Source organism: Gordonia rhizosphera NBRC 16068, assembly GCF_000298195.1.
GTDB lineage: Bacteria > Actinomycetota > Actinomycetes > Mycobacteriales > Mycobacteriaceae > Gordonia > Gordonia rhizosphera.
Genome location: NZ_BAHC01000141.1, coordinates 64,616 through 85,835, shown reverse-complemented (window position 1 = coordinate 85,835; position 21,220 = coordinate 64,616). Strand labels below are relative to the sequence as shown.

The 21,220-nt window shown below is 65.8% G+C and carries 22 protein-coding genes and 1 pseudogene; 14 read left to right on the top strand and 9 right to left on the bottom strand.

The genetic code is table 11. The features are described 5' to 3' along the window. A partial coding sequence (locus GORHZ_RS18040; RefSeq protein ID WP_006335486.1) for a carboxymuconolactone decarboxylase family protein occupies positions 1–297 on the top strand: 297 nt, incomplete at its 5' end. A 6-nt stretch (positions 298–303) separates the two neighbouring features. After that, positions 304–1,233, top strand: coding sequence for a 3-hydroxyacyl-CoA dehydrogenase NAD-binding domain-containing protein (locus tag GORHZ_RS18035; RefSeq protein WP_006335485.1), 930 nt, complete (start codon positions 304–306; stop codon positions 1,231–1,233). Between the two features lie 32 nt (positions 1,234–1,265). Here GORHZ_RS18035 and GORHZ_RS18030 read toward each other — a convergent pair whose 3' ends face one another. Together GORHZ_RS18030 and GORHZ_RS18025 are read right to left on the bottom strand one after the other, a co-directional pair. Further along, positions 1,266–2,030, bottom strand: coding sequence for a hypothetical protein (locus GORHZ_RS18030; RefSeq protein ID WP_006335484.1), 765 nt, complete (start codon positions 2,028–2,030; stop codon positions 1,266–1,268). Positions 2,031–2,339: 309 nt separating this feature from the next. Continuing rightward, a complete protein-coding gene (locus GORHZ_RS18025) occupies positions 2,340–4,745 on the bottom strand; it encodes a glycoside hydrolase family 31 protein (protein ID WP_083877351.1) in 2,406 nt (801 codons plus the stop codon). Positions 4,746–4,787: 42 nt separating this feature from the next. Between GORHZ_RS18025 and GORHZ_RS18020 the strand changes: the two genes are divergently transcribed. Together GORHZ_RS18020 and GORHZ_RS18015 are read left to right on the top strand one after the other, a co-directional pair. Continuing rightward, complete coding sequence (locus GORHZ_RS18020) at positions 4,788–5,189, top strand: YbaN family protein (RefSeq protein WP_006335481.1); 402 nt, start codon at positions 4,788–4,790, stop codon at positions 5,187–5,189. A gap of 106 nt (positions 5,190–5,295) precedes the next feature. Beyond that, on the top strand, positions 5,296–6,261 hold the full coding sequence (locus GORHZ_RS18015; RefSeq protein ID WP_040532391.1) for a glycine betaine ABC transporter substrate-binding protein: 966 nt from the start codon (positions 5,296–5,298) through the stop codon (positions 6,259–6,261). 266 nt (positions 6,262–6,527) lie between these two features. On the opposite strand, the gene GORHZ_RS18010 is transcribed toward GORHZ_RS18015, so the two are convergent. After that, complete coding sequence (locus GORHZ_RS18010; protein ID WP_006335479.1) at positions 6,528–7,730, bottom strand: serine hydrolase domain-containing protein; 1,203 nt, start codon at positions 7,728–7,730, stop codon at positions 6,528–6,530. A 279-nt stretch (positions 7,731–8,009) separates the two neighbouring features. Here GORHZ_RS18010 and GORHZ_RS18005 point away from each other — a divergent pair, with 279 nt between their 5' ends. Next, positions 8,010–9,446, top strand: coding sequence for a wax ester/triacylglycerol synthase family O-acyltransferase (locus GORHZ_RS18005; protein WP_006335478.1), 1,437 nt, complete (start codon positions 8,010–8,012; stop codon positions 9,444–9,446). A gap of 120 nt (positions 9,447–9,566) precedes the next feature. Next, the gene (locus GORHZ_RS31995) at positions 9,567–9,701 is read left to right on the top strand and encodes a hypothetical protein (RefSeq protein WP_280986297.1); all 135 of its coding nucleotides are present in this window, start codon (positions 9,567–9,569) and stop codon (positions 9,699–9,701) included. A gap of 17 nt (positions 9,702–9,718) precedes the next feature. Here the strand turns inward: GORHZ_RS31995 and GORHZ_RS17995 are convergent, their stop codons facing one another. The 3 genes and pseudogenes from GORHZ_RS17995 to GORHZ_RS30945 form a co-directional block, all read right to left on the bottom strand. Continuing rightward, positions 9,719–9,904 carry a hypothetical protein gene (locus GORHZ_RS17995; RefSeq protein ID WP_006335475.1) on the bottom strand — a complete coding sequence of 62 codons (186 nt, stop codon included), beginning with the start codon at positions 9,902–9,904 and terminating at the stop codon, positions 9,719–9,721. A 76-nt stretch (positions 9,905–9,980) separates the two neighbouring features. Next, complete coding sequence (locus GORHZ_RS31405; protein WP_006335474.1) at positions 9,981–10,220, bottom strand: hypothetical protein; 240 nt, start codon at positions 10,218–10,220, stop codon at positions 9,981–9,983. 256 nt (positions 10,221–10,476) lie between these two features. Next, positions 10,477–10,575: pseudogene (locus tag GORHZ_RS30945) on the bottom strand (Lsr2 family DNA-binding protein); the annotation flags it as partial. Positions 10,576–10,763: 188 nt separating this feature from the next. On the opposite strand from GORHZ_RS30945, the gene GORHZ_RS17985 reads away from it, so the two are divergent. Together GORHZ_RS17985 and GORHZ_RS17980 are read left to right on the top strand one after the other, a co-directional pair. Next, on the top strand, positions 10,764–12,200 hold the full coding sequence (locus GORHZ_RS17985) for a wax ester/triacylglycerol synthase family O-acyltransferase (RefSeq protein ID WP_006335473.1): 1,437 nt from the start codon (positions 10,764–10,766) through the stop codon (positions 12,198–12,200). A 252-nt stretch (positions 12,201–12,452) separates the two neighbouring features. Beyond that, positions 12,453–13,940, top strand: a complete 1,488-nt coding sequence (locus tag GORHZ_RS17980; protein WP_006335472.1) for an FAD-dependent oxidoreductase — start codon at positions 12,453–12,455, stop codon at positions 13,938–13,940. 36 nt (positions 13,941–13,976) lie between these two features. Here the strand turns inward: GORHZ_RS17980 and GORHZ_RS17975 are convergent, their stop codons facing one another. The 3 genes from GORHZ_RS17975 to GORHZ_RS17965 all read right to left on the bottom strand — a co-directional run bounded on the left by GORHZ_RS17975 (position 13,977) and on the right by GORHZ_RS17965 (position 15,304). Next, a complete protein-coding gene (locus GORHZ_RS17975; protein ID WP_006335471.1) occupies positions 13,977–14,159 on the bottom strand; it encodes a membrane protein in 183 nt (60 codons plus the stop codon). A gap of 85 nt (positions 14,160–14,244) precedes the next feature. Beyond that, a complete protein-coding gene (locus GORHZ_RS17970; RefSeq protein WP_280986303.1) occupies positions 14,245–14,931 on the bottom strand; it encodes an alpha/beta fold hydrolase in 687 nt (228 codons plus the stop codon). A 37-nt stretch (positions 14,932–14,968) separates the two neighbouring features. After that, on the bottom strand, positions 14,969–15,304 hold the full coding sequence (locus GORHZ_RS17965) for a histone-like nucleoid-structuring protein Lsr2 (protein ID WP_006335469.1): 336 nt from the start codon (positions 15,302–15,304) through the stop codon (positions 14,969–14,971). 186 nt (positions 15,305–15,490) lie between these two features. Between GORHZ_RS17965 and GORHZ_RS30940 the strand changes: the two genes are divergently transcribed. The 6 genes from GORHZ_RS30940 to GORHZ_RS17935 all read left to right on the top strand — a co-directional run bounded on the left by GORHZ_RS30940 (position 15,491) and on the right by GORHZ_RS17935 (position 21,219). After that, positions 15,491–15,652 (top strand): hypothetical protein, encoded by a 162-nt coding sequence (locus GORHZ_RS30940; protein ID WP_157205248.1) that lies wholly within the window; start codon positions 15,491–15,493, stop codon positions 15,650–15,652. Between the two features lie 666 nt (positions 15,653–16,318). Continuing rightward, positions 16,319–17,203, top strand: coding sequence for an oxygen-dependent tRNA uridine(34) hydroxylase TrhO (gene trhO / locus GORHZ_RS17955; RefSeq protein ID WP_040532389.1), 885 nt, complete (start codon positions 16,319–16,321; stop codon positions 17,201–17,203). Continuing rightward, positions 17,200–18,252, top strand: a complete 1,053-nt coding sequence (locus GORHZ_RS17950) for a CobW family GTP-binding protein (RefSeq protein WP_006335460.1) — start codon at positions 17,200–17,202, stop codon at positions 18,250–18,252. The genes trhO and GORHZ_RS17950 overlap by 4 nt, the downstream gene beginning before the upstream one ends. Positions 18,253–18,407: 155 nt before the next feature. Beyond that, a complete protein-coding gene (locus tag GORHZ_RS17945) occupies positions 18,408–19,490 on the top strand; it encodes an N-acetylmuramoyl-L-alanine amidase (RefSeq protein WP_006335458.1) in 1,083 nt (360 codons plus the stop codon). Between the two features lie 29 nt (positions 19,491–19,519). After that, the gene (locus GORHZ_RS17940; protein ID WP_040532388.1) at positions 19,520–20,455 is read left to right on the top strand and encodes an SDR family oxidoreductase; all 936 of its coding nucleotides are present in this window, start codon (positions 19,520–19,522) and stop codon (positions 20,453–20,455) included. After that, positions 20,455–21,219 carry a fructosamine kinase family protein gene (locus GORHZ_RS17935; protein ID WP_006335456.1) on the top strand — a complete coding sequence of 255 codons (765 nt, stop codon included), beginning with the start codon at positions 20,455–20,457 and terminating at the stop codon, positions 21,217–21,219. Before GORHZ_RS17940 ends, GORHZ_RS17935 begins: the two co-directional genes overlap by 1 nt. Position 21,220 lies beyond the last annotated feature (1 nt).

Sequence of the window (21,220 nt, the reverse complement as noted above, 5' to 3'; positions counted from 1 at the left end):
AAGCAAGGCGGCGAAGCGCCTGGGTGGGAGGTCAGCGAGGCGATGCTGCTTCGAGCCGTCGATGAGCTCTTCGAGGACTATGGGCTGAGCGAACGGACACACGCCCGGCTCCGCGAGCACTACACCGCACGGCAGGTCATGGATCTCATGGCGATCCAGGGCGCCTACGTCATCTTGGCCGCCATGATCAACACCTGGGATCTGGAACTGGATGCGACGACCCAGGAGAAGTTGCCCGCCGACATCACCCGAGAACAATTCGAGCGCGAATACCCACGAACACCGAGGAAGGGGTGACTCATCGTGCGCGAGATCAAGAAGGTAGCGGTCATCGGCGGCGGTCTCATCGGAATGAGCTGGGCGAGCTTGTTCCTGGCACGGGGCCTGCGGGTCGTCGTCATAGATCCCCGGGCCGAAGCGGAATCCGAACTACACACCTTCGTGGACGAAGCGTGGCCGATGCTGACGGCGCTGGAGCTGACCACGACCGATGATGTCCAAACACCGCAGTTCGGGACGGAGATCGGCGGCCTGACCGACGTCGATTTCGTGACGGAGTGCGGGCCGGACCGAATCGAGGTCAAGCACGCGATGATCGGTGAGCTGGAAGCGGTGATCGACCCGGACGTCATCATCTCGTCCAGCACATCGTCGCTGTTGCCGTCCGATATCCAAAGCGGGGCAAAGTATCCGGAGCGTGTGCTGGTCGGCCATCCGATGAACCCGCCGCACATGGTGCCGATGGTCGAGCTGGTGGGCGGGCGCCTGACCTCCGAGCAGACCCTGCGTGATGCCGAGGAATTCTATGTCGCGATGAAGCGGATCCCGATCCGTGTCCGGAAGGAGGTCGTCGGCCATCTGGCGAACCGGCTGACCTCGGCGTTGTACCGCGAAGCCGTCGGCATCGTGGAGCAGGGTATCGGTTCGGTCAGCGATGTGGATACCGCGATCACCTACGGGCCCGGGATGCGCTGGGCTCTGATGGGACCCCACCTCACCTACCACCTCGGGGGCGGCAGCGGTGGATATCGCCACTACCTCGACCACCTGGGGCCGACGCAAGAAGCCCGGTGGAAAGAGCTGAGCACCCCATCACTCACACCTGAGCTCAAGGAGGAGCTCATCGCCGGCGTCGACGAAGAGCTTCTGAAGCAGGACATCTCCACGCTCACCGAACGCAGGGACCAAGCCCTGGTCAAACTGTTCCAGCTCAAGAAGACGTACGGATTCTAGGGTCTGCGCCGGAAAACAACAGCGCGCTGCGCTCACCGACCGAGCTTCCCCCGTAGCAGGCGGAAGATGCCGCCCGCGATGTTGGCCGCGCTCAGCGGCGTCCACACCACCAACGCGTCGCCCTCGGCGAAGCGTGGATTCATCCGAAGGTAGAACCGGGCGTCGGGATCGCTGTCGAGCCGGCGAAGACGTGACGGCTCGTGCGGTGTGGCGACCGAGCTCACGACCCAAGGTCCGTCGGTGACCGGCACGTATCCCCACCGCTGTCCCACGATGCGCACGAGCGCCTCGACGTCGGACGGGGTTTGCCGGGTGCGGCTTGGGTACACCTCCGGCATCGTCGAGGCCAGCAGACGGTAGACCGCGGGCGACGCGCAACGAGTCACATAGACCAGCGGCGTGCGCGGCTCGCGGAGCTTGAAGCGCAGCGCCTCGCGCAGGCAGAAAAGCGCGCCCGATGTCCCACCGCGGTAACCCAGTCGGAAGTACAGGCTCGCGCAGAGCACCGCGTAGGTGCGGTCGTCGTGGGCGATCCGCTCGACATGAGCGCAGGCGAATCCGGCGAGTTCCCCTTCGGCGCCATAGAACAGTGCCAGTCGGACGTCATCGGCGGCGAACACCTGCGACTCGAAGTCGCGACGATCGAAGCCGTGAACAGTATCGCTGTAGACTTCGAAGAGCCTGTCTGCGAGCGCCGAGCGCTCCGCCGGCGTCATCGACGCCGCGTCAAGACACTCCCTGCGCGCAATGCGCCGGGTGATGTCGAGAAGGGGTGTGACTGTGTCGGTGGTGGTCATATTCGAACAGTTCCTTGTCGCGACGAGCGTCGAAGTCGAGATGCAGGCGTCCTTCCGCTGCGCGTGTCGGCTCCTCGGCCCATGTCGACTACGTACGGATAGATAGTCGCAGGGCGAGCTGAGGCGAACCTCTCTCAGCCCTGAGACGACGCAGAGAACCCGTGGGCGATCGCAACTGAGCTTCGACGCCGTGTGCCTGCGACCGGCGCCGCTACGTGACGGCGACAACGCCACCGCCAAGGCGGCGCACGCCGACACCGAGTGAGTGGTCGGTGTTCCTCACCCCACGATGCACCGATTCGTTGACGGTCATACCCGGCGGCGCAGACGGTCGCGGACCGATCCGTCGATGTCGGCGGTGGCCGCGCGGTCGTGCGGCCGCATCACCCAGCGCTGGTCGGGTATACGAGCACTGTTCACAGTCACGCCGCTCGGCCTGGAGTCGACGCCGACCAGTTCGATGCGGCCGATCGGCGGTCGGGGGTGCGTCAGCGGCCCGGGCGAGCTCGTGTCGAGCGACAGCGCCCTCGCCTCGTCGTCCCAATCGATGGTGGTCCACGAGTATCCGGTGTCCCGGTAGTCGCCTGAGTGACCGTCATCGTGGTACAGCAGCGACGACCCGCTCGCGCCGGCAAAGACCTTGAGCGTCAAGGGCGCCGCACCATCTGCAGCAGGCACGGTCCCCCGGGTCAACGGCAGCGTGGATCCGGCCCGGGCGTAGACCGGGATGTCCGACAACGTCACCGGTACGTCGACGACCTTCGGCCCCCGCACCGACGCGCCGGTGACGATGTTGACCCAGCGGCCCTCTGGAAACCAGATGCGTTTGGTGCGAACGGAACTCGCTGCACGCACGACCGGAGCGACGAGCAGGTCGTCGCCGAGCATGTACTGATGCCGGAACTCGTAGGCCTCACGTCGCCGCGGCCAATCGAGATACATACCTCGAACCATCGGGAGGCCGGTATCGTGGGCGATCCTCGCGGCGGTGTACAGGTAGGGGACGAGCCGCGATCGGATCCGCATCGCCGCGGTCGCCGCCTCCCGGAATGGGGACGCGAACTCCCAGGGGAGACGCGGGGTGTCGATGGACTGCGAGTGAATGCGCATGATCGGCGAGAACGCGCCGAACTGCATCCAGCGGACGTAGCGCTCCGGATCGGTCTGACCCTTGAAGCCGCCGATGTCGTGGGAGACGTAGCTCAGGCCGATGTTGCCCTCGGCATGGGTGAAGACGACCTCGAAGGCGAGGGTCTCCCATGTCGAGTAGGTGTCGCCGGTGAAGTGAATGGTGTGGCGGTGTCCGCCCCACGGACCGGGCCGGGTGCCCACCATGTCCCAGTACGAGGCCCCGTTGCGGGCAAGTGGCAACCACCGGCTCGCCGTAGCGCGCGGGCGTCGGGTGTAGGCACGGGCGATCCAGACGTCGTCGGCGATCGCACCCGGCGTCGCGCCGACGAATGATTCGTCGATGATCCAGTCCAGCCACCAGAAGTCGACTCCATCGCGCTCGAACGAGTCGTGCAGCCGCATGAAGGACGTCAGGTGCGCCCGGTTGCCCCAGTCCCAGACGAAGGTCGGCCCGAGGGCGCCGGTGATGCGCCGGCCGAGCGCGGAGAAGAATCGCGCCGCGGGTGTGAGCGCCGACCGCAGGGTGCCGCCTGCAGTTTTCGCCGATTCCGGATAGCGCGGGTCGTCGCCGGAAATGCTCGGGTGGATGTTCAGGCCAACAGCCATGTGCCGGTCATGCGCCCACGAGATGAAGCGTCGTGGGTCGGCGAATAGTCGGCGGTTCCAGTTCCAGCCGTTCCAGGAGTTGGGAGCCTTGAAATCGGTGTCGACAACGAGAACGTCGAGCGCGACGCCGGCCCGCTCGCACTGCGGGATCAACACCTCGCGGTAGAAGCGCTCGTCGTACGGAGCGTAGCGGGAGAACCAGTTACCGAACGCCCGACGGGGCAGCAGAGGCGTTGCGCCGGAGAGCAATCGAAGATCGGCCAACGCGCGCTTGTAGTCGTCCGCGTAGACGAAGATGTACCCGTCCCGATAACCGGGCCGCGCAGGACGACGGACGAAGACGTCACTGTCATCTCGGACGAGCACCGAGTGTGTGTCGTCGAGGAAGTGCCAGCCGGATCGCGACAGAAGCCCCGGTTGCATCGACGTCTCCGCACGCACCGAGTCCAGGCACCGCAACCATCCCCCGAGGTTGTCCGGTGGCAACGGTGGAACCGAGGTGGTCCACGTCTCGAGGTTGGCCGCGAACGCGACGCCGGTCAACTGTGGGACGTATCTGTCGGAAAGCCAGGTCGGTCGGACGCGGGCGCCGGAGTGCTTCAGGACGATGTCGGGACCGCCGTCGAATCGTGACGTCGGGCAGGTCAGGGTGAGCAACTCGGTGTCGATCCGCACGACCCCGTCGGAGGTGTGCGTCCGATACGCGGTACTGCGCGCCGTTCGATGGTGCGCGAGCAGCGTCGGCGAGTCCTCGAATCGTCGGGTGGGCGAATACTCGTATCGGATGAGGCCCGGTGTGATGACGGTCAGCCGGATGTTGTCCGACGTGACGATCCCGTGGTTGTCGTCGAGTGGTGCGGCGCTCGCGTGGCGGACGCCGGTGGCGGCCACCGCGGCGGCTGCCATGCCCATCGATGCGATCGCTTGCCGTCGGGTGATACCGCGCCGCCGCTCCTGCGGCGCATTCTCGCCGGGCACACCGCGCAAGCTACCACGTGACGGGCGTCCTACACTCAAGGTGTGTGTGGGTGGCGGGGGATCCGGTGGGCGTGGTGGCTGCTGGCGTATCTCTCGCTGGCGGTCGGTTTGATCGGCATCGTGCTCCCGCTGTTGCCGACGGTGCCGTTCGTGTTGCTGTCGGCGTTTGCCGCATCACGGGGTTCGGATCGCCTGCAGCGCTGGCTGCACGAGCACCCGAGTTTCGGTCCGCTCATCCGCGACTGGGAGCACAACCACACGGTCGCACGACGGGCGAAGTGGCTGGCGAGCATCATGATGACGATCGCCTCGGTGATCCTCGCCGTCTTCACACCGCACTGGGCGATCTGGGCCACGTCGACCGCGATCATGGCGGTCGTCGCGACGTGGTTGTGGCTGCGTCCGGAGCCCGAGTCCGAATGGACTCGACCGGACACCGCCTAGGCACGTCCGATTACGAATCGGGCGCAAACCCGTCCACGACCCAGGACCTATCTATCGTGGATGGGGCGCACGCCAACGCGAGCGAAACCCGGGGGACCGAGGAGTGATGGCTATGCGGGGACCGCGTCTGCTTGCCGCGGTACTCACGGTGAGCGCCCTGGTCCTGGGCGCCTGCGGGACCGGCGGTGGAGGTTCCGGCAACGACGCGGCCACGGAGTTCGCGTCCTGCTCGGTGACCGCCGGTGTCGCGGATGCCCGCAACGAACCCGTGGGGAACGAGGACGTCATCATCGCGGCCTTCGTCGGCTGGGACGAGTCGGCGGCCTCCGCGTACCTCATGGGGCGCATTCTGGCCGACAACGGATACAACGCCCAGGTCAAGACGCTTGATATCGGAGTGGCGTTCAGCGCGACGGCGGACGGGATCGTCAACGCGCTGACCGATGTCTGGCTGCCCACGACCCACCGGAGCTACATCGACCAGTACCGAGCACGCATGGAGCCGTTGGGTTGCTGGTACGACCACGGGCGATCGACCATCGCGGTGAACAGTTCGTCACCGGCCCGGTCGATCGCCGATCTCGCGACGATGGGGTCGGACTACGGCAACACGATCGTCGGCATCGAGCCCGGCGCCGGTGAGACAAAGCTGATCCAGAACTCGGTGATCCCCGAGTACGGGTTGGAGAAATTGACGTTGCGCAGCACGTCGACCGCCGAGATGCTCGCCGCGTTGGAGCAGGCTCACACCGATCGAACGAACATCGCCGTCGTCATGTGGAGGCCGAACTGGGCGTATGCGGCCTTCGACATTCGTGACCTCGAGGATCCGAAGGGCACCATGGGCGGTCAGGAAGGCCTGTGGAACTTCGCCACCAAGGGCTTCACCGACCGATCACCCCGGGCGGCTCAAATGTTCACCAATCTCATCCTGTCCGACGAGAACATCGCCGGGCTCGAGGAGCTGATGGTCCGGAAGTACGGCAGAGCCGATCCCGAGGCGGCCGTTTCGGAATGGCTCACCGCCCACCCGGACTTCGAGGATCGGCTTGTCAGCGGAACGCTGACATAGTCGGCCGAGTGTCCGTGCGCTGCGCCTCAAACGGGGTGATCGACCGCTCAGTCGTTGGTTCATCGCGCCCGTCCTACGACGTATTCCACTGTGATGCAGTGGACGTCCAGGCCGGTTCACCGGCTGCACTGTCTGCTGACGGCACCGTGCTCAGGTCGGCACGCCAGGATTCGTCGTCACGCCGGTCCTCGGCAGCTCGGTCGAGGCCGAGACATACGCGCTGGCGCCGGCCGCCCGAGCGCCTTGGGTTTGCGGTCGGGGTAGTCTCAGCGCGCGCCGACGGCGCGTGCCGCTGCCTGACTGAGGCGCAGGATACGCAGGTCCCCGATCGGGGTACCCCCGCCCCGGTTGCACACCATCGCCAGGGCCAGGTCGTGCTGCGGATCCGCCCAGGCGCCGGAGCCACCGAACCCGAAGTGGCCGTACGCCTGGGGGAGTTGCCTGTCCACGATGGGCGGCCGGTGGTAACCGAGCCGCCACTGCATGGTCACCACGACGACCCGGTCCCGTTTGTTGTTCTGGACTTCGGAGGCCTTGCGCACCGTCTCCTCGGAGAGGACGCGCACGCCCCCTAGTTCGCCGCCGCCCGCGAGCATCGCGTACATGGCGGCAAGGGATACCGCGTCGAAATGTCCGTTGAGCGCAGGAACGGCGGCATCGAGGAGTCGGGGATCGACGAAGATGTCCTCCATGCCGCGGGCGAATGTGCTGTTGTACATCCGATGCGGGTTGACCGGTGACCTTGCGGCCTGCAGACCTCGCGACACCAGATTGAGCCCGAGCCCGACACCGGCCCCCAACAACCTGTTGGACGGCATCGACATCGGTCGCAGAGGCGCGATGCGGTGCCGCTGCTCGGGCGGGCACCCGATGAACAATCCGTCGAGGCCCAGCGGTTCGGCGATTTCTTTCTGCAGGAACTCGTTGATCGGCAGGCCGGAGATCCGCCGTACCAACTCGCCGACGAGCCAGCCAAAGGTCAGCGCGTGGTAGCCGACCGCGGTGCCCGGGGCGTAGGCCGGCTTGGCCCGGGCCAGCGCATCGGTCATGTGTTCCCAGTCGAGGACACGCGATGCGTGGTCGACGATTGTCCCGAAGCGGTGGAGACCGGCGGAGTGGCTGAGTATCTGGCGGACGGTGATGTCGGCCTTGCCGTTCTGGGCGAATTCCGGCCAGTACGTGGCGACCCGCTCGTCGTAGTCGAGTTCGCCGCGGTCAGCCAGTACGTGGGCACACGTGGCGGCGACGCCCTTGGTGGTGGAGAAACACATGGCCAGCGTGTCGCGCTGCCATGGATCCCCTTCCGGATTCCGGACCCCACCCCACAGGTCGACGACCAGACGCCCGCGGTGATACACCGCCACGGCGGCGCCGCCGTCAGTACGGTCGATCTGATTCCTGAAGGTGTTCGCCACTTCGCCGAATTGTTCGTCGCAGTGACCTGCGACCGAATCTGTCAGTGTTTTCACCGTAGAACCTTCCGCCCGCGACGTCGGCAGAAAATCAGCCGCATCGTGCCCTACCGAATGTACCCGCGGGCACCGTGGCCTGTGGCGAATCGACCATGCGATCCCGCGTCCACTTCTCTTGGGGGTGCGTTATCGACAACTCGGGTCCTCGTGGGGCGCGTTATCGACAACTCGGGCAGAAGGATGCGTGACCAGGAGTAGAGATGGTTCAGACGCATAACGAAGCTGACCGGCCAATCGTGAGGTCCCGGCAGTAGCGGCTGATCTTCGGAGGTTGGTATGGAGCAACTCAGTGGCCTCGATGCCGCATTCGTGTACGGCGAAACCGCCGGCCCAGCGCACGTCACCTTCTTCGCGATCTACGATCCGTCGACGGCGCCGGGCGGCGTTCTCACCTTCGATGATCTGGTCGCGCATGTCGGTTCCCGGCTCGGCGTGGCGAGCTTCTTCCGCTCGGTGCTGGCTCGGGTGCCATTCGACCTGGATCACCCGTATTGGCTGCGCGACGAGAATTTCGAGCTGGGCAACCACCTGCATCACTGGACCCTGCCGGAACCCGGTGGCTGGCGACAACTGTGCGACGAGATATCGCGGCTGCACGCACAGCACCTGGATCTGCATCGGTCTCCCTGGGAGTGCCATGTGATCGACGGGCTCGGCGAGATCCGCGGGGTACCGGAGGGCGCGTTCGCCATGTGTCTGAAGGTTCACCATTCGGCGGTCGATGGGTTGACGGGGTTGTCGGTGATCATGGGCCTTCATGATCTGACTCCGGAAACCGCGCCGGCTCCGGAGGACGAGTGGGCCCCGGAAGCGCATCCGTCGTCGCTGAACCTGCTCGCTCGGACGGCGCTGACATTTGCCCGTCGGCCGGCGCAGCTCGCGACAGCGGCACGACACACGGTGCCGTTGCTGAGCAAACTTCCCAAGGCGATGACCAGGAGGTTGCCGATCGGCCGAGGGGTCGAATATCTGCCGGATCTGGAGGCACCGCACAGCCGTTTCAACGGCCATACCGACAGCAGTCGCAATTTCGACGGGCGCTCCTACGACCTCGCGTCGGTGAAGGCCGTGCGCGCGCTCGTGCCGGAGGCCACGGTCAATGACGTCATGATCGCCGGAATCGGGGGCGCGTTGCGTCGGTATCTCCTGAAAAAGGACGACCTGCCCGAGAAATCGCTCATTACCATCATGGCGAGCTCGCTGCATGCCGGTCCCGTACGCCGACACGGTGTCAATCAGATCGCGGTGGCCCGGGTGTTACTCGGCACGAACATCGCCGACCCGATCGCCCGCCTGAAGGTCGTGCATGAATCAAGCGCCCATGCGAAGGCCGTCGTCGCGGCGCTGGGCGATCGGATGATCGAGTATGCCGAGTTCGTGCCGGGGACGGTCGTCGATACAGCCATCCGGGTCGGGATGGCGACGCACCTCGGGACGCTGATCGAACAGCAGAGGATTGCGAACACGCTGGTTTCCACCATGCGGGGCCCGGACTTTCCGATCTACCTGGCCGGCGCCCGGATGCTTGCCGGCTACGCATTCTCGCCCTTCTCCCAGGGGGGCGGGCTGTACCACAACGTGATCAGCTACTGCGGACAGGTGATCGTCAGCATCAACGGCTGCCCGACCGTGCTCCCGGACATCGAGCACTACGGGGACTGCATGGACGATTCCTTCGCCGAGTTGTTGTCCGCGGCGACAACAGCACCGTGATGTCTCAGCCAATTTCGCGGTTCGCTCTCGTGCCTTCGAGTGTGCATTGCGGATGTAGCCCATGTTGGCCTGGACAACACCTTCCGCACCAAGGGGCAGTTGCTATGCGAGGTCGTCGAGGTGACAGACGAGCCGCCTGCGCCGCGCGAGCCCGCCGTGCTCGGACATCGCGACTCCGACTCGGCCTCGGACGCGACGCAGGACCTGTCCTTCGGCAGTGTGATCGGCGCCCCGGTCATGCGGGTCCGCACGTGATCCCCTTGGCGCCGCACTCAAAAGACGTTGAGCGCCTTGAATGCGTCGTGAATCAGGAACGCGGGCCAGAACAAGCCCTGGAAGATCGCCCACACATGGAGCCAGAACCCCTCGGCCTCCTGCCAGAAGTACACCCACGATCCCAGGATGCCCATGAAGTAGAAGGCGCCCCCGCCGGCCGCGCCGGCGTTGCCGTTGCTCATATCGCCCGACCTCCGATGGATTCGTTCCGACTCATCGGACAATGGTGTCAGAGAAGCCCTCGGAGTACTGGCGCAATCAGGAATGTGCCGCATCGACAAAAGCTGCGGTCAATTCAGCCGGCCGACCGCTGAGCGCGACGAGATGCCCGGCATCACCGGTGGCTTCTGCGCCCAACCGATCCATCGCCAGACGTCGCTGAAAGTCGCAGGTGAAGAAGCGATCGTCACGACCGGTGATCACCGTGACCGACGCGGGCCACGACTCAAAGGGGCACTCACAGTGCACGATCACGTCGGACTGCTCTGGCTCACCCATCGACATTGCTTCGGCCACAACTGATTCGGGGACATCGTGGAAGGAGTCCCGCATCGGGTCGAGCTCGGCGCGTCGTCGACGTACCTGCGGAAGCCCGCCTCCGGATCGTCCGCGGGCAACTCGAACGCGACCGCGCGATGGCCGTGAGTCGACAACGCCGCAACCACTCTGTGCCTACCACGCAGACCCGCCGACACCCGGGATCAGTGCGAACACCGACACCGCTCGGGCTTTCCGAGTATCTCCGGGCGGATCGGTGCGCGGCTTCGAAGGCTTCGATCACGTTCATCGGGATACGCCCGCGGTCGCTGACCTCATATCCGTTCTGGATGGCCCATTCGCGGATCGCCATGTATTCGCGAGACCGGTGACCTGCGGCGAATCGGCAGCGCAATCCCGCGTGCCACCTCCCTATGCGGTATCGGGCAATCCGGCAAGGGACGCACCCACAAGCGGGTAATGATGACTCATACGGTGCAACGAGTCTGCCCGTCCATCGTGCTGAGGGTTGTGGCGGAAGTGGACCGATCAACGGAGGCCGGAATGGAGCAACTCAGTGGCGCTGATGCCGCATTTGTGTATTGCGAGACCGCCGGCGCGGCGCACGTGACCTTCTTCGCGATCTACGATCCGTCGACAGGGCCAGGCAAGATCGTCGGCTTCGATGATGTTTTCGCGCACTTCGGCTCCCGGCTCGGCGTCGCGAGCTTCTTTCGTTCGGTGCTCGTCCGCGTGCCCTTCGACCTGGATCACCCGTACTGGGTGCGCGACGAGAACTTCGAGGTGGGCCACCATCTACACCATGTCACCCTTCCCGGCCCCGGCGATTGGCGAACACTGTGCGATCAGGTCTCGAGGCTGCACGCCGAGCCCCTCGATCTCCACCGGCCACCCTGGGACTGCTACGTGATCGACGGACTCGGCGAGATCAGCGGGATACCCGACGGCTCGTTCGCGCTCTGCCTCAAGGTTCATCATTCGGCGCTCGACGGATTGACGGGGCTGACGCTGGTCATGCAACTGCATGAGCTGACCCCCGAGACCTCGCCACCGCCAGAAGACGTGTGGGTTCCGGAATCACGCCCATCGTCGTTGCACCTGCTCGCCCGGTCCGCCGTGACCGTGGCCCGCCGCCCGGCGCAACTCGCATCGGCTGCCGAGCACAGCATTCCGGCGGTGGGGCGGCTTCCCGGAGCAACGCTCCGCCGGCTCCTGCCCCGTCATGGCAGTGAGTATCTGCCGGCGCTGTATGCGCCTCGCACCCGGTTCAACGGACACACCGACAGCACGCGCAACTTCGACGGGCGTTCCTACGATCTCGCGGCGGTCAAGGCAGTGCGCACGCTCGTTCCCGGAGCCACGGTCAATGATGTCGTCATCGCCGGCATCGGAGGCGCGCTCCGACGGTACCTGCTCGCGAACGGCGAGCTACCGGAGAAATCACTGACGACCGTCATCGCGATCTCGCTCCATCACGCCACCGGGCGTCCGCACGGAGTGAACCGGCTTGGGGTCGCCCGGGTGACGCTCGGAACGAACATCGCCGACCCGATTGCGCGTCTGAAGGTCGTCCAGCGGTCGAGTGCCCACGCCAAGGCGACCGTCGCCACGGTCGGCGAACCGGTGCTCGACTACCTGGAGTTCGTGCCGGGCGGGCTCGTCGTCACCGCCCTTCGAGCCGGGATGGCCGCCCATCTGGGGATCGTGATGGAGCAGGCGAGGATCGCGAATACCCTGGTGTCGAGTCTGCGGGGCCCCGACTTCCCGCTGTACCTCGTCGGTGCGCGGATGCTGGCCGGATATGCGTTGTCGCCCTTCGCGCAAGGGGGCGGACTGCTGCACAACGTGATCAGCTACTGCGGGCGAGTGACCGTGAGTATCAACGGTTCGCCCCTGCTACTGCCGGATATCGAGCATTACGGGGACTGCCTCGACGCGTCCTTGGCCGAGGTACTGGCGGCTGCCAAGATCGCACCGTGACAGCGCGTCTCGGCCGACCAGAGGTGATCCGCCGAATCCGATTCGGCCCGTCTCTCTGCGGCCCACTGCCACCGATCCAATTCCCGCTCACCGATTTGGCTCCTGCTCACCGGATCAGACTCGATTTGGTGAGCAGGAAGCGATCCGGTGAGCAGGAATCGCATCGGGCGTGGTGTGCAAGGCGTTCCGCGGAGCGCTTGGGTATCGCCTCGTCGGCGCGCATACTGGATTGGTCCTGTTCGCGAGGTTGCCATGTCCGAGGAAGCTTCAGACACACCCGACCAGACGTCGCCCGAGACCTGCGATGTCTGCATCGTCGGTGCCGGCATCGCCGGCCTGAACGCTCTCTGCGTCGCGAGCACATACCTCGCCCGGGATCAGCGGATCATCCTCGTCGATCGCCGCGATCGGGTCGGCGGTATGTGGGTCGACACCTACGATTACGTGCGGCTGCACCAACCACATGAACTGTTCACCGCCGGCGACATCGGGTGGACCCTCGACGCCGCGCCGTCATATCTCGCGACGAAGGGTGAGGTGCTCGATCATTTCGAGCACTGTCTGCAGGTGATCAGGGAACGAGTGCGTGTCGACGAGCTTTTCGGTCACACGCTGGAGTCCGACGAGGAGACCGACGGTGTCGTCCGGATCACCTGCCGGTCGAAAGACGGTCACACCGTGGATATCACGGCGAAACGATTGATCAAGGCGTACGGATTCCGGGTCGAGACGAATGACCCGCTCGCGGTCTCGTCGTCGCGGGTCCGTTCGATCTCACCCGACCACACCGACATCCGGGGCGCCGTCGCCGACGACGATGCACCGGTGTGGGTGATCGGCAGCGGGAAGACCGCGATGGACACCGTGCACACCCTCGTGACCCGACGTCCCGGGCGGCAGGTCAATCTCGTTGCAGGTACCGGAACCTATTTTCTGAACCGCGACAAGGCATTTCCGTCCGGCGCGGCCCGATGGTGGCGCGGCGTGCGACCCAACGCCATCATCGCCCGGTGCGCTCGGCGCTTCGACGGGACGAACGAGGACGACCTGGTCGAGTGGAGCCGGTCGCTATACGGGACTTCGCCCATACCGGAAGCGCGCCACTTCCTGCTCGGCATCCTGTCCGAAGCGGAGAGCGCGACGATCGCGGCCGGCCTGCACGAAGTGATCATGGATCACTTCGTGGACGCGGTCGACGACGGCGACTCGGTGGACATTGTTTTGCGCAGCGGGACGACGGTGCCGGTCGCCCCGCGCAGTTGGATCGTCAACTGCACCGGGTACCTGCTCACTACAGAAGTGCCGTACGAACCGTATGTGTCGGCGAGTGGTGCGGTGGTGTCGATCCAGCCGCGCTCGGCCACCTTCCACGTGTCGAGTTTCGCCGGCTACTACCTGACGCATCTGCTCTTCCAGGGCAAGATTCGTGACACCCCGCTCTACGCGGTGGATACCCAGGAGGTGTACCGAAGGGCGAAGACGGCGGTCCCGTTCGTGATGTTGACGCTGAGCTATCGCAACATCGGTGTGGTCGCCGACGTGCTACCGACCTCGGCGCTCACCGGGTGTGGACTCGACTTCGACCGGTGGTACCCACTGCCACGGCGGCTCGTCGGGACCCTCGGATTTCTTGCGACCCACCGTCGTGATCGTGTGGTCCAGGAGCGTGCGCTCGACAGGGTGGGCGAACGGTTCGGCGTTCGCACTGGCGTGCTCGACCATGCGGCTATCGCGGGCTGACGTCGCCGCTCGGTGATGAGCGGCGAATCGCCGCTATCAGTTCAGTGTCTGGAATACGTCGTAGACCATGAAGGCCGGCCAGAACAGGCCCTGGATGATGGCCCACACGTAGTGCCAGAATCCGTCGGCCTGCTGCCAGAAGTAGACCCACGCGCCGAAGATGCCCAGCCCGTAGATGGCGCCACCACCGGCGGCACAGCTGTTGTTGGTGTTGCTCATGTCGCCCCGACCTCCCGAGGATTGGTGCAGATGTCGGGTCAATGGTCGCAGAAGACCGCTGTCGAGTGAAGGCGCTTGATGTCGCTCAGCCGAGCAGTGCGGCGGCCAGTTCGCGGGGACGGCTGAGCGCGATGAGATGACCTCCGGGGATCACCGTGGGTTCAACGCCCAGAAGCTTTTTCGCGATCCGTCGCTGAAAGTCGCAGGGGAAGAAGCGATCGTCACGACCGGTGACCACCGTGACCGGCACGGGCCACGACTCAAAGGGACACTCACACTGCAGGATCGCGTCGGACTGCTCTGGCTCGCCCATCGACATGGCTTCGGCCACAACCGATTCGGGAACATCGTGGAAGAAATCCCGCATCGGGTCGAGCTCGGCGCCGACCGGTCGGCCCTCGTCGTCGATCAGTGCCGCGCGGGCCTGTTGCGCTCCGCTGGTCGCGAACCAGTGGGCGGGCGTCTCGTGCGGGGCCGGGATCATCGCGTTCACCAACACGATTCGTGCGGCCCCGACGCGCTCGGCCAGCAGGGGAGCGGTGAAGCCGCCGAGTGACTGGCCGACGACGACGACCGTGTCGGGCGATGTGACGGGGCCGGCGGCCGTCACCCACTGTCCGACACAGTCGTCGACATACCTGCGGAAGTCCGCCGTCGGATCGTCCGCAGGCAACTCGAACGCGACCGCGCGATGGCCGCGAGTCGACAACGCCGCAACCACTCTGTGCCAGTACCAAGCGGACCCGCCGGCACCTGGGATCAGTGCGAACACCGACACGACGCGGGTCTTCCGAGTGTGTACGGGCGGATCAGTGGGCGGCTTCGAAGGCCTCGATCACGCTCATCGGGATACGCCCGCGATCGCTGACCTCATATCCGTTCTGGATGGCCCATTCGCGGATCGCCTTCGTCTGTTCTTTGCTGCGGGTCGCGGGCGTCATTACCGCCTTCTTGACCCCGCGCGATGACGTCACCCGTGAAATCGTCACGTACTTCGCCAGCGAGTCGCGGAATTGTGAGGCGTGCTTGGCGGAAGTGTCGAATTCGTAGGTCTTGCCATCGAGCGACCACCGAACCGTCTCGTAATCCTCGAGCACCTTGCCGTCGACGTCGTCGATGACCTGAACGATTTCCTTCTTCGCCATACTGAACCTTCCTGCCTGTAATGGGGAATGAATTACGGATGTGAATCTCGCCTAGAATTGGCGCCCACTGGACAACGTGGTTGCGTCGTTCAACCGCCTTTGTTGGTCTTTGTTGGTTGGTTACATGATAGACAACAAGAATTGAGTTGTCACAAAGGGACCTACCATTACGAATCCCCAGAAAAAGTGAGCGTCGCGAATTATGTGGACTATCACGAAGTGGGGGCGACGGTGGTCGTGGATACCTCGGGCGCCGCATTGAAGCCGGTCCTCGGCGTCGTCGATGTGGGTTCGGGTATTCCGAGCGATGTCACCGGAGCGCGCTCGCTCGCCGTGATGCTGCGGTAACCCGTTGGGGTGACAGAGAATCCGGAACCCGACCCCGATTCCAGGCAGAACAGCCCGGCCGTCTCGACCAGGCAGGAGAACCGCGAGATGGAAATGGTGTGGCCATAGTCGACGATTGTGCTGCGGAACAACACCGGATGCCGATTCGAGCATGCACCGAGATGCGGGCCGTCGGTGCTCAGCGTCACAAGATTGCCCGCCCACCGGCATGTCGTCGGCGTGTCACTCGGTTGGCTACCCGCGGATTGCGAGTTGAGGCGGCAGGTGAGAATCGCCTCACCATTTGCCGCGGTCGAACAGTTCACGGTGCCCCCGGGCGTCGAGAAGTGAAAGGCGGAGGTTTCGGTCAGCCGTGATTGTGGGGTCGTTGCGCCCTGGTGAAAGCGAGAATTCTCGACGCGCGGTGCCAGCGCGACGATCCGGCCGATTGTCCAGTTCGGTAATGAGGCCCGACGGGTGTCGGGAGTGGGCTCGTTCGAAGTGGTGATCGTCGATTGGGCGAACGATTCGGTCGACAGTACATCCGTCGGCGGCAATACGATGCTCGAGGGTCGGGGGTTGGTGGTGAGCGAACACGCGGTGATCCCGCTGCAGATCACGACGATCAGTAGCGCGACGACGCATCCGGCAATCCGATGTGTGCGCGGCGGTCCGTACCCTGGCACTGTGTCCACCCCCAAGATCGTGCTGTTCTATGTCTTCGCGCCGCTCGCCGACCCGGAGGCGATCCGGTTGTGGCAACAGGCCGTCTGCGAACAGCACGGTCTACGGGGCAGGATCATTGTGTCGGCACACGGGATCAACAGCACCGTCGGCGGCGACATCGGTCAGGTGAAACGCTACGTGAAGGCCACGCGATCGTATCCGGCCTTCAAGAACGCCGACATCAAGTGGTCCGACGGTACCGGTGACGACTTCCCCCGACTCAGTGTGCGGGTCCGGCCCGAGATCGTGACATTCGGTGTCCCCGATGAGATCCGGGTCGATTCGGACGGCATCGTCGGGAGCGGGACCCGACTGAGTCCGCGCGAGGTCCACGACCTCGTCGCCGAACGAGGCGACGACGTGGTCTTCTTCGACGGCCGCAACCGGATCGAGGCGGAGGTCGGTCGATTCTCCGGTGCGGTCGTGACCGATGCCTCGACGACGCGGGATTTCGTGCCACTGCTCGAGAGCGGCGCCTACGACCACCTCAAGGACCGGCCGGTGATCACCTACTGCACCGGCGGTGTGCGTTGCGAGGTGCTCAGCAGTCTCATGCGGACCCGCGGGTTCCGCGAGGTCTATCAGATCGACGGCGGCATCGTCCGTTACGGCGAGGAGTACGGCGACGACGGACTCTGGGAGGGCTCACTCTACGTGTTCGACAACCGGATGCGACTCGACTTCTCCGATCACGCCGCGGTTGTCGGGCGCTGCGCCCGATGCGGCGGCGCCACCAGCGATGTGGCGAACTTCCCGGATGCTCTCGGGCGTGAACTCGCGGTGCTCTGCGTCGACTGCCGGATCGATCCGACCTTCGACGACCCGACGGTGACGAGCGCGCCGTGACGCGCGCACCGATCCCCGTCGTCATCGTCGCCGGCTTCCTCGGATCCGGCAAGACCACCCTGCTCAACCACCTGTTACGCACCGCGTCGGGTACGCGTATCGGAGTGCTGGTCAACGACTTCGGGGCCGTCAACATCGACGCGATGCTGATCGCAGGCCAGGCGGACGGCACCGTCAGCCTCTCCAACGGCTGCATCTGCTGCAGCGTCGACTCCGATGGTGTCCAGGCCGCCCTGGGACGGCTCGTGCGACCGGCGGCGCGGATCGACGCGATCGTGATCGAGGCGAGCGGAATCGCCGAGCCACGAGCGCTGATCCGGATGGTCACCGGCCTGACCGATCCCCGTATCCGGTACGGGGGCCTCGTCTACGTCGTCGACGTGGGCGGAATCGAGAATCTGCGCGTGCGTCATCCCGAGATCGACCGCCACATCGAGATCGCCGATCTGATCGTGCTCAACAAGGCCGACCTGGTCGACGTCGACACACTGGCGGGCATCCGTGCAACGATCGAGCGACTCAACGGCACCGCGCCGTCGGTGGTCACCTGCGACGCCGTCGTCGACCCGGAGATGCTGTTCGATGCGTCCGACCGCGCGGTGTCGACCACACCGCGCAGCGGGCAGCTGACCCTCGATGACCTGTTCGCCGCGTGCGCCGGCCGCGACGACGTCGACCACCACGATCACCCGCACACGCATCTGCACGACGACTACGAATCGGCCGATTTCGAGACCGACCGGCCGATGAACCCGCGCCGACTGGCCGCGTTTCTCGAACGGCCGCCCGCGGGGTGCTACCGCATCAAGGGCGTGGTCGCCTTCGACGTGCCCGGCCACCGGCAGAAACACATCGTGCACTCGGTGGGCGGATTCGTCCGGGTGCAGCGGCGGGCCTGGGCCGGGGAACCGCGCACGACGAGCATCGTCGTCATCGGTGCGGGACTCGACCGTGCCGAGGTCACCGAGCGTCTCGCCGCGGCCGTCGACGACGGAACGCCCGACGACCACGGCATTCTCCGCATCACCCGCTACGTCACAGCTCCCTAACGGTTTCCATCTGCCCAGGTCGCGAATTTTCCAAACACGGTAACGACTGATTCACTTGTGACGAATGTGACCAATGTGGCTAGTGTGGCTAACAGTTCCGTAGGAGAGGGGGAGCGGCGTCCGACCGACCGCGGGTCGAGGGCGTCGGTGAAGACATGATCAAGACTTCGAAGACTGCGCGTTTCTCATCGCGGGCCGGTAACCGACGCACTCGTATCGGCGTCGCGGGAACCTCCGCGCTCACCCTGATCGTCGCCTCCGTCACCGTCGCGACCGTCAACGCCGCCGATGCGACCGCCGCGCCACAGACCGGCAACGTACTCGCCGGCAAGACCATATTCCTCGATCCCGGACACCAGGGCAGCGCGGCCGGACACAACCTGAACGCGCAGGTTCCCGACGGGCGGGGAGGGAAGAAGGCCTGCCAGACGAGCGGGGCCACCGCGGTCACCGGAGTCCCGGAGCACACCATCAACTGGCAGATCGCGCAGCTGGTGAAGTCGGGTCTGGAGAGCCAGGGGGCGCGCATCGTGCTGAGCCGGCCCGACGACACGGGCTGGGGCGGCTGCATCGACCAGCGGGCAGCCGCCGCGAGCGGTTCGGGTGCGGCGCTCGCCGTCAGCCTGCACGCCGACTCCACCGCCGCCGGCGTCGACGCGACCAAGAAGGGCTTCCACATGATCGTGCCCTCGCTGCCGGTGCCCGATGCCACGGTGAGCCGGGTTCAGGGCGGCGAGGGTCGCAAGGCGTCGACGATGATGCGGGACGCCTTCGTGAAGGCCGGCTTCCCGGAGGCCAACTACGCGGGCGTCGTCAACGGCATCCAGACACGGTCCGACATCGCGGCGGTGAACCTCACCAAGGTGCCCGCGGTCTTCGTCGAGATGGGCAACCTGTCCAATCCTGACGAGGCGGCGGAGTTGTCGGGTAAGCAGGGTCAGCTGAAATACGCCATGGCGATCACCAGCGGAATCCTCGACTATGCGCGCGGAGCCGCGGCCGCACCGGCCGCACCGGTCAGCCCGGTACCGACATCCACGCCGCAGGCCGACACGACCGCCGAGGACGACGCCGGCCTGGCGACGGTCATCCCGTTCGTCCAGCAGCTGCTGAACACCGAGGACCCGGAGGCCGCGATCGCGCTACTGCTCGGTCAGGGACAGGACGTGTCGGCGCAGATCCTGCGGGCGATGCTGCCGGTGCTCTACGCGCTGTTCGGCGGCAAGCTGCCCATCTGAGCGAACACGGGACCGCTAGTGTGGGTCCAATGGGGCTCAAGGATCTGTTCGTGATGAAGACGCCGGTCCCGACACTGCATGGCCGGACGGTGCTCATCACGGGCGCGGCCAGCGGTATCGGCCGCGCGACCGCGAAGGCGGCGGCGGCCAGGGGTGCCGCGCTTGTGCTCACCGATCTGCAAGCCGAGGCGCTCGACGCCGTCGTCGCCGAGATCGTCGCCGTCGGCGGTGCAGTGTCCTATCACCAGGCCGGTGACGTCTCGGACTACGAGTGGGTTCGCTCGTTCGCCAATCAGGTCGACGCCGAGGTCGGTGTGATGGACGTGGTCATGAACATCGCCGGTGTCTCGGCTTGGGGCACGGTCGAGACGCTGGAACACCGACATTGGCGGACCATGGTCGACGTCAACCTGATGGGTCCCATCCATGTGATCGAATGCTTCGTGCCGCAGATGATCCGACGCGGACGCGGCGGTCACCTGGTGAACGTGTCGTCGGCGGCGGGTCTGCTCGCCCTGCCCTGGCATGCGGCCTACAGCGCCAGCAAGTTCGGCCTGCGCGGAGTCTCGGAGGTGTTGCGGTTCGATCTGCGACGGCACGGGATAGGGGTGTCACTGGTGTGTCCGGGCGGCGTGGACACGCCGCTGGTCGACACCGTCGAGATCGTCGGGATCAATCGCGACGACCCTCGCGTGAAGGCCGAGATCGCCCGGTTCCACCAGGTGGCGGTCAGCGCGGACAAGGCGGCCGCGGCCATCCTCAAGGGGATCGCCCGCAATCGCTTCCTGATCTTCACGTCGTTCGACGTCCGGTTCGGCTACTGGTGGGCGCGTAAGTTCGCGCTGCCCTACGAGATCGTGATGCGCATCGCCAACAACCGGTTCGACCATCTCGCGCGGGTCAGCGCCCGGTCGCTTCAGGAGAAGGCGCAGGCGCAGAACGGCACCGACGTACCGTCCGGCTGATGGGCGTCACGTTCCGCAAGAGCCGGCGCGACGTCGCACCGGACTTCTTCCGTGCCGAGGCCGCCGGGCTGCGCTGGCTGGCCGACGGGGGCGGACCCGTCGTCAGGGTTCTCGACTGCGGCCATGACTTCATCGAGGTCGAGCGCCTCACGACCGTGCGTCCCACCGTGTCCGCGGCTCGCGACTTCGGCGCCGCGTTGGCGCGCGTGCACGGCTCCGGTGCCCCGGCGTTCGGCAGCCCGCCCGACGGTTACCACGGTGCCCAGTTCATCGGGGAGCGGCCGCTCAGTTCGCGCGTCCGCGACCGATGGGGCGAGTTCTATGCGCACGAGCGGGTCCTGCCGTATCTGCCGGCCGCCATCGAGGCCGGTTTCCTCGGCCCCGACGACGCCGAGGTGACCCGGGCGGCGTGTGACCGCATCGTCGAGGGAGCCTTCGACGACGGCGACGGCCCGGCACGCCTGCACGGGGATCTCTGGAACGGCAACGTGCTCTGGACGCCGCGTGGTGTGGTGATGATCGATCCCGCGGCGCACGGCGGGCACCGCGAAACCGACCTGGCGATGCTGGCGCTGTTCGGCTGCCCCCTACTCGACGAGATCATCGGCGGCTATCAGGCAGAGCACCCGTTACGCGCCGGGTGGGTGCAGCGGATACCGCTGCATCAGCTGCACCCGCTCGCAGTCCACGCGGCCGGGCACGGACCGTCCTACGGTACGGCCCTGGGCCGTGCGGCCCGGGCGACCCTCGCGTTAGGGTCCTGAC